We start from the raw sequence: 13,041 nt of genomic DNA on the forward strand, positions 1-13,041 counted from the left end.
TTTGAATAAATTTGTTTACAAACATAATAAAAATCCGATTCAATACAGAATTCAACAAATATAATTTCAATGTTTAACAAATCACAAATTTGTTTAATATAAAACATCCAGAATTACAATATTATATAAATATTTTTTATGGTATTTTAATTACCGGCCCTGGCATTGAAATAGAATTCTATGTTGCAGATAAAATAGGGTGTTCTTAAGGAGCGCTTTTGAACGATTGATCCTTTGCATTTTTAAATGCTCAAAAGGGATCCAATTTTTCAATAAAACAAGAAAGTCTTTGTATTAAAACCGGGAGACGAACAAACAAAATGAATCCAGACCCTAAATTAAGTAGACACCAAGAATGCTATCTACTTTAATTGGAAATGAAAAATGAATCCATTTTTCGAATGACAATTTTAGCTTTATAAAAATAAAAAAATGAAGCCACTAAAATGCAAAATGCTGCTATCGTTAAATCAAAGGGTTTTTAGATTCTAATTTTAGAATCGCAAAAAGATTAAATCCTAATTAAGCCTGAAAATTATACCATAATGTATATCCTAAAATCGAATATCCTCAGATATGTTGTAAAAACTATTTAACAAGCATAAATTTATGATGTCCTTCCTGATTGTTTCCAACAATATGTATATAATAAACTCCAGGCGCCCATGTTGAGCTATTGACAAACAATGCATTTAAATTTGTTTTATCTGCATAGACCAAGTTACCTTTTATGTCAGAAATCAGGATCTTTAAATTTTGTTGTAAATTAAAAGAAGATAAATCAATAAATAAATAATCTGTTGCAGGATTTGGATACACCGTAATCTTTTTATTTGCAACTGGATTATCATTAGAAACAAGATATGTAAGATCTGCAAAATTAGATTGTAAAATGGTGCGATTACTATCTTGTAGCCAAGCAATTATTTCAAGATTTGAAAAGTCTTCAATACTGTGTTCTGTTGCAAGGTTAATAATATTTGCAGTTCTACCATCAATGGGTAATCTATAGGCTCCAGGAACCGTCCAACTAAAATTAAAAGTTTTATTGGATGCAGCAGGAATTTCTCCAACGAGCGTTCCGGTTGCATCTGGAATAAATTTTTTCAGGACATGATAAAAGATTGTCTCCCCATTTGATTTTATATTATTCTTCGTGGTTTTTTCTGCAATTGCTATAAATAATTTAGTAGCTGCATTCACGGGTTCAAGTGTTTGGATTACAATGGAAAGGTCTATTTTCTGGCCTTTTATGGTACCTGATGGTTGTATTGTATAAAAAGCAGGAATAGATTGATTTTCAATAAAAATGGGTGAATTATAAGCTGTTGGATTAAGGTTTATTCGACCATCTATTAAGGTACTTGGAATTGTTTGTATTCCATTATAATAGGTAGCTCTGGTACCAGATTCTACAGTATAATATGGGTCTCCACCGCTCATTTGATTAAAAGGATAACTTATTTCTGTCCATAAACCAGGGTGATTATTTAAAACGGAATGAAGTGTTTCGTTTCCTAATTTACAAGCTGCTGAAGTGGACGAATTAAAGGTTTCATGTAAAAGCTTACGTGCAACGGTGGTGTCGTTTACAAAGATTTGAGATCGGATGGTGTCATCTCCAGGTGTGCCAGAAACATTATCGTTAATCTGACTTATCCAGGATTTAACTAAATAAGATCCTTTCGAATTAATTACCAAAGGTTCCGGATGTGTAAATTGAATATCATTGGAAGAAGTAACATTAATTCCTGTAATTTCTTTTGAAAAAACGGGTCCATTATTTACAGAATAATTATACGTAATTTTATGAATGGTTGAGCTACCAGTATTTCTAAAAGTTCCTTTTATATTTTGAGGAAAATCGCTACGTAAATAATATTTTTTAAAATCATGTCGTATCCCAGAAACATCTAATGCTGCTTGTGTTCCGGGCACAAACTCAAAGTAGCTATTATCATCAGGAGACGCATTATTTAAATTGTCACTTTGATAATCAGGTGATCCATTTACCATAATTGCATAGGTAGAATCAATTTGTATACCTAATGTAAGATTTGTTTTATCCGAACATTCAAGTCCATTAGAAAGACATTGTGTTCTTTGATCTACGATATAAATTTTATTTGACGTTTCTTCTAATACAACCGATGCATAAATTGCTCCGGCTTTTAAATTATGTTCATTAAATGCATTAAAAGAAATCCAGAGTTGTCGATTTGGTGTTGTTCCAAAAGTTTTAATTACGATAAAACTACCTTTTACCGCCCGCAAACCCCAAATACAAATTGTGCTATCTGGAATCCGGGATGTTGGTATCACAAAATTATTAGAATCAATTCTAGCGGAAAGTTTGGTATTAAAGGTTACCAGTCCGCTTGTAGAAGCTTTATAATTTTTAACTAAGGCTCCATTTAAATAAAACTTAAATGGAATTGCAAAGGTAGCTGACCAGTTTCCGGATGCTTGTGGTCCGGTTAAGATGGTTGTCCATCCTGAAGGTAATCCGGCATTTTGTGGATATTCGTTGTCTTGATTTAAACTACCAGGATTTTTACCAATTTTTGAAAAAGGTAAATAATAATACTGGGCATCTAATAAAACAAAACTAAATAGTGAAATTAAAATTGGTAAAAGTGTTTTCATAAAAATAGATTAGAAAGCAAAAATAGTTAATAAAGAAATCTTATTTTGTTAGAAGACTTAAACTAATAGGACTTTAACACATATAAATATATATAATATATATATTACTAATTATCAATATAAAAAATTAATTTTATGAGTTTTTCAAAAAGAAATAAATTGATTATAGATAGCTTCTGTAGTTTTTTCCCAGGAGAAAAGCGTTCTATGGATTTTAGATAAATTGATTTTTTGATTTCTATTAGGATCATTGATCACAAAGTTCATCGAATCAGAAATTTGATCAATACATGTTGGATCAAAGGTATATGCTCCGGGTCCTGCTATTTCTGGTAACGAAAATTGGTTTGAAACCAAGACCGGTACATCACAATACAGAGCTTCCAGAATTGGAACACCAAATCCTTCTAAAAAGGATGGATTTATTGCAGCAAAACAAGAAGCGGTAATATCTGCAAGTGTTTTAGTTTCCATATAAGGATACAATAAAATATCCTCTTTATAAAGACTTTGATTTATTTCAATTTCAACATTTTCGAATTGCCAGGCTTTTCTACCCACAATCATTAAAATAAAATCAGATCCTGAACTTTTTTTGAAAAGATTAAATGCTTTTACTAAGTTGACAATATTCTTCCTCGGGTGGATTGCGCCAACATACAAGAAGTAATTTTTACCATTCGAATATTTATGTTTTATATTGATGCTGTCTTCCATATTTATTGGTTTAAATTCAGATCTAACACCATTATATGCAATACTAATTTTATTTTCAGGAATTTTAAATTGAGCAACAATATCCTCTTTAGTTGCTTTTGAAACAGCAAATAGATGCTTTGCAATTTCAATTTGCCTGGGCACAAATTTTTGATAATATTTTCTTACAAAAAAGGGTATATGATTTGGAAAATGGATATAAGCAAGATCATGTACCACGACATATTGAGGCACTTTTGTAGATAAAGATGCAAACCCATCCAAACTTAAGAATAGATCTACCTTATGTTTTTTTAATGCCTTTGGAATTGCAAATTCAAACCACAGGTACCATAAAATTGGATGTCTTGCCGGAGGAAACAAAACAATGGGTGTTACGGATTTATTAAATACAAAATCCGGATCGTAGGGACGGTCGAAGAAAAATATATATTCGTGTTCAGGATGATTTTTTACTAAAGTTTGTAAAATCTGATAAGAATACCAACCGATTCCTTCCAGATTCGATTTTAATAAGAAGCGTGCATTGATTCCGATTTTCAAATTTTATTTTATTGAAACTAAATAATGGATAAAGGTAAATGATTGCTGCAAGCTATTGGTATTTTGACAAGATTTGCTGTCTATTTAGAACATTTTTGATTTATGGAACTCAATTGATTAACTTCGTGTTAGATAAATGAACAAAACTAAAAGAATATGACTTTAATTACATTTGGAATTATTTTACTTTTCATTAGTTTTCTGGTGAGAAATCAGGAGACAGGCTTAACAAAATTTAACCGAATTGCAAGGATTGCTGGGGCCGGACTTATAATAGCAGGCTTTTTATTATCCAGTGTAATCGAAATAGATGCAGGTAAAATTGGCGTTAAAAAGATGTTTGGAAAGGTCCAGTCCGATATTTTAAAAAGCGGATTACATCTAATAAATCCTTTGGTAAATGTTATTCGAATGGATACCAGAACCCAAAATTACACGATGAGTGGGGTACATGATGAAGGAACTCAAACAGGAGATGATGCAATCCGGGTATTAACCTCTGATGGATTAGAAGTAGTCATAGATTTGACGGTATTGTTTCGTTTAAAAGAAGATGAAGCTCCTAGAATTGTCCAGGAAATAGGTATTGACTATGTAGATAAAATTGTGAGACCCATTTCAAGGACCAAAATTCGGGATAATGCAGTTTATTATCAGGCCATTGAAATGTTTTCAACAAAACGGGATGAGTTTCAACAAAAAATTTATAAAAGTATAGAGCATGATTTTGATATCAGAGGCTTACAACTTGAACAGTTGCTTGTTCGGAATATTACATTGCCACAAGCTGTAAGAGGTACTATAGAAGAAAAGATTCAAGCAGAACAAGAAGCCCAAAAAATGACATTTGTTTTACAAAAAGAAAAACAAGAAGCAGAAAGAAAACGCGTGGAGGCTCAAGGAATTGCTGATTATCAAAGAATCATTAATGCTACTTTGACAGATAAACAGTTACAATATGAGTGGATTAAAACATATCAGGGTTTAGCGAATTCTGCCAATTCAAAAATCATTGTTATGGATAAAAACACGCCGGTGATTTTAGATGGAAAAAATTAGGAGTGCTTTGAAGTAGAATAAATAAAACAGGAGAAAACAATAATTTTTTTAATGTGTATAACTCCTGAATTATTATAATTTTTTACTTTCCTCCACCAGGTTTCTCAATTTTTTTATTCTGACCTTCAGTTCCTTTATTCTGAGATGGAACCGGTTTATTCATTTTATCTTTTTCCGGGTTGGTTTTTTTATTAGAATTTGTATTCGGTAAAGTTTTTTTATTATCTACTTTCGGAGGCGGTGGAATAATTTTATCTAACAAAAGTTTAATCTTATTATACTGGCTAACATAAGAAGATTTACCAGCACAATTTAAGGCCTTGTGTTTGCTATCTATATTTTCAATGCGATTACTTGGATTTGGATGGGTACTAAGCCATGAAGGAGGTGTTGGTTGGTCTTTTATCTTTTTAAAAAAAGCGGATGCTCCGTTTGCATTATAATCCGTTGGACATAAATAAATTACAGACATTGAATCTGCCTGCGTTTCATGTGCTCTGCTAAAACTTAAAGATATAAGCGCCGTAGCCACCTGTTTTACGGTTTCTTGTTTCCCAAGTGCTGCATCCGCAAGAACTTGTAAACCCAATGATTTTGTCAATTGTTTTGTACTATGTCTTTTGGATGCATGTGCAATTTCATGTCCCAATACACCTGCAAGTTGATCTTCAGAATCGAGAAATTTAATGAGTCCGGTATAAACAAATATATAACCACCTGGCGTAGCAAAAGCATTTTGTGTCTTAATATCATTAATTAAGGTAATCTTCCAGGCAAAATCTTTTGAATATTCAACTTTTCCAGAATTCAAAATTTTTTGAACGATGCCATTTATATAGCTATAAAGTTCTTCATTGCCGGTTTCTGGTACTTTCGGAAACTCTATTTGATTTGCATTTATTTCATCATACACTTGTTTGCCTAATTCTACATCCTGACTTACTGGAAACAGATTTAAATTATCCCATCCATCTTTTAAAGTTTTACAAGAAAGCGTAAGGAGCGCAATAATTCCAAAAATCAATATTTTATTATTCATGAGTACGTACTTATTTCTTAAAATAAATTTTGTGACATTGCTTGCATCCTTTTCTCATTATGGATTCGCAAACCAGCCATCAAGCCAATATATTCTGCAGTCCCAAAATGTGTTTTTAAACTAACGCCAACATATGGTTTTATGGTATTTTTGATTGAATATGGAACAATATATGAAAGATCTAATTTTGTCACAACCGGATAATCATCCAAACTAATTTTTCTTAAAAATTGATAACCAGTTCGAATCGTTAGTCCAATATTACCAAAAAGCCATTGATGTGCAAGATACGCATTCAACCGCAGACCATCTTTTGAGGCACTTTTTTTGTTGGGCTTTAATTCCGTGTAGTCACTAAAATAAGAAGCTAAATGATTCTTCTCAATATCAAGACTGAGTCTCCAGGATTTAAAATCATTATATTGATAACCGGCATCTAACATATACCAGCTAATTAAGTATTTTGGACCACCGGGGATCCGGATTTCTTTCAAAGTCAAGCCTGTTTCAACACTAAAGGAAAATTTTGTTAAATTGCGTGAAAAGTCTTCTTTTACTATTTTTCCAGATCTAAAATCATCTACAGGTCTATGGGAATCAAATGCCAGACCCAAAATTACAGATAAAAAATTAAGTCCAAGATTAGGTGCTTGATAAGCGCCATTACTAATATGAGATAGTGAAACTCCAGTATATAGCAATTTGTTTTGTAAGAATTTATGTTCAAACCGCAATTGAAAGTTTGTTAAATTATTCCATTTAGAACCAATTGCCGTTTGTAATGGATTATTTTTTATGTGAAAGGGATGATCTAAATAAGCAAGTCCGCATGCAATTATAAAACGACCTGAAAAATTGGCCCTTTGAAAAAAGCCTAAGTCAAGATAAGGATAAAAAGAAACCCCTTTTCCCAATACATTTACAGGCGCTCCAAAATCCAAATATCTAAATCCAAATCCAATTCTGGGATAATGATAATAACGCTCCCACCGTTTTTTACCCTGCGTTTGATATGCTAAATCTAGTTCCATAAATTTTGAATATCCGGATGGAATAAATTTCATTTTTTCCGAGTGTTTCAATAATTTACCGGGAAGAACAGCAAATTGCACAGACCATTTTTTGCCTTGTGCAATTCCTAAATTGCAATATAACATTATCAAAATAAAAATATATTTGTTCAAATTAATACGCTATGGATCTAAGATATAAAATAGTTTTTTCGTAATCATTCGAAGGGATATGATCTTCTTTTTTAAAAGGTATAATATCGAGATAGTTTTTATAATATTTTTCTAAATTATTTTGAAGTTTCCAATCTTTTCTAAAATTCCATGCCCGGGTTGCAGTCATCCATTCCATGGCTAAAACAAGTTCCGTTTGTTCGGCAATTTTATTGCATTTTAGTCCGGCATTTGCAGCCATACTTACATGGTCCTCCTGACCTTTAGAACTTATAATGGAGTCAACCGAAGCTGGAGAAGAAAGTTGTTTATTCATACTAACAGCAGCAGCGGCGGCATATTGAACAATCATGAAGCCGGAATTTAAACCCGGTTCATTTGTTAGAAAATCTGGCAAGCCACGCGTACCACAAATCAACTGATAAATTCGTCTTTCAGAAATATTAGCTAATTCTGTTGTAGCAAGACATAAAAAGTCTGAAGCCAAAGCTAATGGTTGTGCATGAAAATTACCACCTGAAATCACTTCGGTTGAGGAAATAAGGAGTGGGTTATCTGTTACAGAATTCAATTCATTTTCTGCAATCGTTTCGCAATATTTTATGGCATCAAAACTAGCCCCATGTACCTGCGGTGCGCAACGAAAAGAGTATGGATCTTGCACTGATTTATTGCTTCTGGTTTGAATATCGCTATCAACAAGCCAGGAAGAAATTTCATTGGCCGCATGGACCTGTCCTGACTGATTTCTAATCTCCTGAATTTTTGGATGTAAAAAAGAAATATTACAATTAAAAGATTCCATAGAAAGTGCTGCGTTTAAATTCGCTTGATGATAACAGCGTCGCGCTTTCAAAACAGCCGTAATTAATAAAGCTAAAGAATATTGTGTACCATTTAATAATGCCAAGCCTTCCTTAGCTTTTAAAAATGGAACTTTAATATTTAAATCTTTAAAAACAGTATTGGATTCAAGAATTTTATTATTGTAATTAACGAGACCTTCACCGATTGCAGATAGAGATAAATGTGCTAGCGGAGCGAGATCTCCGGAAGCTCCTAAGGATCCCATTTCAGGTATTACAGGAATGATACGATGATTATATAATAAAATTAAAAATTCTATCAATTCGGGTCTGACAGCAGAATATTCTTGTGATAGTCCGATAATTTTTAATAATAATACTAAACGGGCAAGATCTTCCGAGACATAAGCACCAAATCCACAGGCATGAGATCTAACCAGGTTTGACTGTAGTTCATGCAACTGATCATCTGGAATTTTAGTGTTACAGAGAGCACCAAATCCTGTATTAATTCCATAAATGGGCTTATCATTTGTGGAAAGTATCAAATCCAGTTTAATTCTTTGATTGTAAAGTAAAACTCTTAATTCAGGATCTAAATCTAGTTTAAGATCCTTTTCTTGAATTTCTTGTAATTTTTGAAGCGTAATAGAATTTCTACTGATCTGAAAAATTGGATTCATAGAGCAAAGATAAAAAGGAAGTGAAATTCTATTAGATTATCAAGATTTTGGCTAAAAACTTTATAACGCTTAAAAATCGGCAAATTTAATTTTTGCATTAAATCGAAAAATCTTTGTTAATTATTAGGTCTTTTTGAATGTAGGAGACTTAATATTTAGTTTGAATTAAGATAAAGGACAAAAGAGCCTTTTTGAAAGAAGAAAATCAGGATTGGGTGTTAAATATAAAATGAATTTCGGATTTTGTAATTTTCTTCTAAAATCATGAGCAATAGTTCTCCTGGGTTCAGAGTTAATTTCTGGATTAAACATTTATCTGTGCCTTCAAACTTGCATTTTAGGTTAAAACGAACACAAGGTGAAGTTAAGTTCAGGTTAAAAATGCAATTTAAAAAAATTTTACAGCAATAGATAGGGTTTACAAGAGAGCAGGAATACCTGAATATAAAAACAAAGCCTTACTTTTGGGCACTTTTTAAAGCAGTTATACGTTTGTACTGATTCATTGAATAAAATTTAAAAACATGAAAATCAAGTTTTTCTTCATTTTGACTTTATTAATCTGTTTTGTTGGGAGCAGCTATAGCCAGCGTTTTGCCTTAGTCGATGTCAATAAGGTTTTAGATAATATGGATGATTATAAAAAGGCACAAGAGGAGTTGGATAGGGTGGCGGCAAGTTGGAAACAGGAAATTGCAATTGAATATGACCGAATTAAAGCAATGTATAATAAATATCAGGCAGAACAGGTGTTATTAACGGAAGATCAAAGGAAGCAAAAGGAAGAGGAAATTACAAATAAAGAAAAAGAGGTTCGCAAACTCCAAAAAGATAAATTTGGTGAAGAAGGAGAACTTTTTCGGAGAAGACAAGATTTAGTTCGTCCAATTCAGGATCGGGTATATACTGCAATTCAGGATTTTGCATTGGCAAACACCTTAGATGCAATGTTTGATACAAGTGGTTCAGCTGGAATCATCTATTATAATAAAGATTTAGATAAGACCGAAGCAATTATAAAAAAATTAAAATCTAAGTAATTTCTTTTTTAAATAAGATCCTATATTTGCAAACAAAAATTTTATAATTAAATGAAAATCAACATTTTATATTTAACCGTATGTATTTTCGGTTGTTTTTTAACTACAATTTCTGCTCAGAAATTCGGATATTTAAATTCTCAAGCATTACTTGCAGAATTACCAGAAGTTAAACAGGCTGATGCTAATTTACAAGCCTTACAAACACAACTTGAGAAAAAAGGGCAAATGATGGTCCAGGAGTTGGAAGGTAAATATAAAGAATTACAAAGAAAGGAGCAATCCGGAGAAATAAGTCCAAAGGCCTTAGAAGAAGAAGCAAGAAAATTAAAAGAACAAGAAGGAGAGCTTGCAAAATTTGAACAAGATGTCCAAAAACAGTTGGGAAGTAAAAGGCAAGAAATGTTACAACCATTAATCGACAAGGTAAATAGTGCAATCAAACAAGTAGCTACAGAAGGACAGTTCGTTTACATTTTTGATTCAAGTGCCGGGATGCTTTTATATGCTCAGGAATCCTTAGATGTTACTGCCATTGTAAAAGCTAAACTGGGCATTTAAATTTAGTGAAAGCAGAAGCCAGAAGGCCCATAGGAATTTTTGATTCAGGCATTGGAGGTCTGACGGTAGCTTCTGCAATTCATAAATTATTACCTCAAGAAAGTTTCATTTATTTTGGTGATACTGCACATTTGCCATATGGTGAAAAATCACATGATGCCATTCGATATTTTTCATTGCGAATCTGTAAATTTTTATTGGAGAAAAACTGTAAGGCAATCGTTGTTGCATGTAATTCAGCATCCACTGCAGCATATGAAGTGTTATTAGATTTTTTTAAGGAAAAAGCAATTTTTGTAAATGTAGTGGATCCTCTTGTAGACCATTGTTGTAGCTTTTCTTTTACGAATATCGGATTAATAGCAACGCATGCAACCGTGCAATCTGGTGTTTATGATAAACAATTCAAAAAAAGAAATGCGCAACTTAAATTAAAGTCATTGGCTACGCCATTGTTAGCACCCATGATAGAAGAAGGATTTGTAAATAATACGATTAGTCATTCTGTAATTGAGAATTATTTATCCGATCCAATTCTTGATGGTATTGAAGCTTTACTATTAGCGTGTACGCACTATCCCTTAATTAAACAAGAAATTGCTGAATTTTACAATCCTAAAATACCCGTTCTTGATTCCACAAATGTTACTGCAATAGCACTGAAAACAGCTTTGAAAAATAAAGATCTGCTATGTGAAGAAAAAATTGGAGAAGATCAATTTTTTGTTTCTGATTATTCTGAAAATTTCTTGAAAACAACTAAATTGTTTTATCCCGAAGCAATTGATTTGAAGCGGATGAACATTTGGGAGTAGTTCAAGTTTTAATCTTTATAAAAATTGGCTCCTGCCTTTTTCTTTAAAGTCACCACGCTCTATGAATAAAATATTTAACTTTTAAAAGAATGGATATTTCCTTCAGTTTCATTTCTAAAATCATTGATTCTTCGTTTAAAAAACGGAATTGAATATCCCTGGTTTAAAATCATTTTTTAATTTTAATAGATTTATATTTGTAATATTGTATTCATTAAATGGATGTGTTTATGATATCTAAAAATACACAAACGGAAATAGATGCTTATTACTTATATCATAAACTAGCAGAAAATGAAAAAGACCCTGTAATAAAGGATGTTTTTTTTCAGATGAGTGAAATTGAAAAAGGACATGCAATTGCATTTTTAAAGAATCAAAAGCTTTCCTTAGAACCCTTTCCAAAACCATCTAAAAAGGCGCTAGTGATAAATCAAATTGGGCGTTGGTTTGGATATGACTTTGTATTGGGGATTTTAATGGATACTGAAAAAAGTATCTCAAAAGCCATGATTTCTGCCAAGATTAAAAACAAAATGGAAATTAGCGGCAGTGAAACCAACCATGTAAAAATTTTACGGAACATACTTGATAGTGAAGCAAAAATTGGGGGTGGTTCTTTTGCAAGATTTGAGAAAAGACATCGATCTGTAGGTGGGAATGCAATCCGAGCAGCAGTGTTAGGTGGGAATGATGGTCTCATATCAAATTTTAGTTTAGTCATGGGTGTGGCAGGTGCAACGGGAGGCCAAAGTACCGTTTTATTAACCGGGATCGCAGGCCTTCTTGCAGGTGCTTTGTCGATGGCATTAGGAGAATGGATCTCCGTTAAAAGTTCACAAGAACTTTATGAAAATCAAATGCAGTTGGAAATGGAAGAGCTGGAAATAAATCCAGCAGGTGAACAGCAAGAAATTGCTTTAATTTATATAGCTAAAGGGATTCCTTCGGAACAAGCAAAAGTAATGGCAGAAGAAATTCTAAAAGACAAGAAGAAAGCGCATGAATTTTTAGTTAAAGAAGAATTGGGTATTAATGCAGAAGAATTAAAAGGATCTGCAATGGAAGCAGCATTTTTTTCTTTCATACTTTTTGCAATTGGGGCCATCATTCCCGTAGCACCATTCTTTTTTACTTCCGGTATGACTGCTATCTATTTAAGTGTAGGATTTAGTGCCTTGGGTTTATTTATAATTGGAGCAGCAATCACCTTATTTACCGGAAAGGCGGTACTTTTTTCAGGATTTCGTCAAGTATTTTTTGGATTGTCGGCTGCAGCAATAACGTTTTTAATTGGTAAATTAATTGGTGTATCCATGATTGGATAATTGTATTTGAATGCATTTATTTTTTGCAATTTACTATTGGTAAAGACATTAGAGTTAATGAAGAAGAATCACTAATTTGAAATAGGAACGGAGTGGCTAAGTAAAAGAGTATCCTAAATTAATTCAGTTACTATTTAATAGATTATTTTGATATTTTTATTGTCAATCCAACGACTCCATTTTTTATTATAGCCATGAATTGAAAATGTTATTTCTGCATTATTATTGTATAACGGAAGATTTAGATTTGTCCATTCAAATATACTTCCATATAAATTATGAACATTTTTATAGCCGTTTTGAATTAACTTCTTAGCTATTTTTTCACTTCTATATCCAATTGAACAATAACAAACAATGGCTTTATCTGTTGGTAGATCTTTTATTAAGGAGAGCTTAAAGTTGTTGTAATCAATCCATCTTGCATTTTTTAAATGACTCAAATCAAATTCTTCTTTTGTGCGTGTATCTAAAAGAATATAATTTTCAAAATTTGCCGATAATTCTTTGCAGCTCATTTCAGGAACAGCATGTGAAAGAAATTGATTAAGCATTTTGCCATAATCCGGATTTAATATATGTATATCAGTTTTAGATTGGCAAAAAATTAAGCTAGGAAA

Annotated in this window: 11 protein-coding genes; 5 read left to right on the top strand and 6 right to left on the bottom strand. The window is 32.1% G+C overall.

Annotated features, from left to right (window positions below):
• Positions 1–588: 588 nt before the first annotated feature.
• Positions 589–2,646 (bottom strand): T9SS type A sorting domain-containing protein, encoded by a 2,058-nt coding sequence (locus tag IPO86_02690; GenBank protein ID MBK9727004.1) that lies wholly within the window; start codon positions 2,644–2,646, stop codon positions 589–591.
• Between the two features lie 144 nt (positions 2,647–2,790).
• Positions 2,791–3,906 carry a glycosyltransferase family 4 protein gene (locus tag IPO86_02695; protein MBK9727005.1) on the bottom strand — a complete coding sequence of 372 codons (1,116 nt, stop codon included), beginning with the start codon at positions 3,904–3,906 and terminating at the stop codon, positions 2,791–2,793.
• A 156-nt stretch (positions 3,907–4,062) separates the two neighbouring features.
• Here IPO86_02695 and IPO86_02700 point away from each other — a divergent pair, with 156 nt between their 5' ends.
• Positions 4,063–4,965: a prohibitin family protein gene (locus tag IPO86_02700; protein MBK9727006.1), complete on the top strand. Its 903-nt coding sequence runs from the start codon at positions 4,063–4,065 to the stop codon at positions 4,963–4,965.
• Between the two features lie 82 nt (positions 4,966–5,047).
• Here IPO86_02700 and IPO86_02705 read toward each other — a convergent pair whose 3' ends face one another.
• The 3 genes from IPO86_02705 to IPO86_02715 form a co-directional block, all read right to left on the bottom strand.
• Positions 5,048–6,004 (bottom strand): M48 family metalloprotease, encoded by a 957-nt coding sequence (locus IPO86_02705; GenBank protein MBK9727007.1) that lies wholly within the window; start codon positions 6,002–6,004, stop codon positions 5,048–5,050.
• 17 nt (positions 6,005–6,021) lie between these two features.
• Complete coding sequence (locus IPO86_02710) at positions 6,022–7,068, bottom strand: acyloxyacyl hydrolase (GenBank protein MBK9727008.1); 1,047 nt, start codon at positions 7,066–7,068, stop codon at positions 6,022–6,024.
• Positions 7,069–7,189: 121 nt separating this feature from the next.
• Complete coding sequence (locus IPO86_02715) at positions 7,190–8,677, bottom strand: histidine ammonia-lyase (protein MBK9727009.1); 1,488 nt, start codon at positions 8,675–8,677, stop codon at positions 7,190–7,192.
• 524 nt (positions 8,678–9,201) lie between these two features.
• On the opposite strand from IPO86_02715, the gene IPO86_02720 reads away from it, so the two are divergent.
• From IPO86_02720 to IPO86_02735, 4 genes are all read left to right on the top strand, one after another.
• Positions 9,202–9,717 (top strand): OmpH family outer membrane protein, encoded by a 516-nt coding sequence (locus IPO86_02720; GenBank protein MBK9727010.1) that lies wholly within the window; start codon positions 9,202–9,204, stop codon positions 9,715–9,717.
• Positions 9,718–9,768: 51 nt separating this feature from the next.
• Positions 9,769–10,278, top strand: coding sequence for an OmpH family outer membrane protein (locus tag IPO86_02725; protein MBK9727011.1), 510 nt, complete (start codon positions 9,769–9,771; stop codon positions 10,276–10,278).
• A 5-nt stretch (positions 10,279–10,283) separates the two neighbouring features.
• Positions 10,284–11,093 (top strand): glutamate racemase, encoded by an 810-nt coding sequence (gene murI, locus IPO86_02730; protein MBK9727012.1) that lies wholly within the window; start codon positions 10,284–10,286, stop codon positions 11,091–11,093.
• A 230-nt stretch (positions 11,094–11,323) separates the two neighbouring features.
• Positions 11,324–12,421, top strand: a complete 1,098-nt coding sequence (locus tag IPO86_02735; protein ID MBK9727013.1) for a VIT1/CCC1 transporter family protein — start codon at positions 11,324–11,326, stop codon at positions 12,419–12,421.
• Positions 12,422–12,555: 134 nt separating this feature from the next.
• Here IPO86_02735 and IPO86_02740 read toward each other — a convergent pair whose 3' ends face one another.
• Positions 12,556–12,975: a rhodanese-like domain-containing protein gene (locus IPO86_02740; GenBank protein MBK9727014.1), complete on the bottom strand. Its 420-nt coding sequence runs from the start codon at positions 12,973–12,975 to the stop codon at positions 12,556–12,558.
• Positions 12,976–13,041: the final 66 nt, after the last annotated feature.

The sequence above is a fragment of the Saprospiraceae bacterium genome (genome assembly GCA_016717265.1).
Classification (GTDB): Bacteria; Bacteroidota; Bacteroidia; order Chitinophagales; family Saprospiraceae; genus Vicinibacter.

Excerpts from the sequence above, each read along its gene's own strand:
- IPO86_02705 (MBK9727007.1), bottom strand. The coding sequence starts at position 6,004 with ATGAATAATAAAATATTGATTTTTGGAATTATTGCGCTCCTTACGCTT.
- IPO86_02720 (MBK9727010.1), top strand. The coding sequence starts at position 9,202 with ATGAAAATCAAGTTTTTCTTCATTTTGACTTTATTAATCTGTTTTGTT.
- IPO86_02700 (MBK9727006.1), top strand. The coding sequence starts at position 4,063 with ATGACTTTAATTACATTTGGAATTATTTTACTTTTCATTAGTTTTCTG.
- IPO86_02725 (MBK9727011.1), top strand. The coding sequence starts at position 9,769 with ATGAAAATCAACATTTTATATTTAACCGTATGTATTTTCGGTTGTTTT.
- IPO86_02715 (MBK9727009.1), bottom strand. The coding sequence starts at position 8,677 with ATGAATCCAATTTTTCAGATCAGTAGAAATTCTATTACGCTTCAAAAA.
- IPO86_02735 (MBK9727013.1), top strand. The coding sequence starts at position 11,324 with ATGATATCTAAAAATACACAAACGGAAATAGATGCTTATTACTTATAT.
- IPO86_02710 (MBK9727008.1), bottom strand. The coding sequence starts at position 7,068 with ATGAAATTTATTCCATCCGGATATTCAAAATTTATGGAACTAGATTTA.
- IPO86_02740 (MBK9727014.1), bottom strand. The coding sequence starts at position 12,975 with ATGCTTAATCAATTTCTTTCACATGCTGTTCCTGAAATGAGCTGCAAA.
- IPO86_02690 (MBK9727004.1), bottom strand. The coding sequence starts at position 2,646 with ATGAAAACACTTTTACCAATTTTAATTTCACTATTTAGTTTTGTTTTA.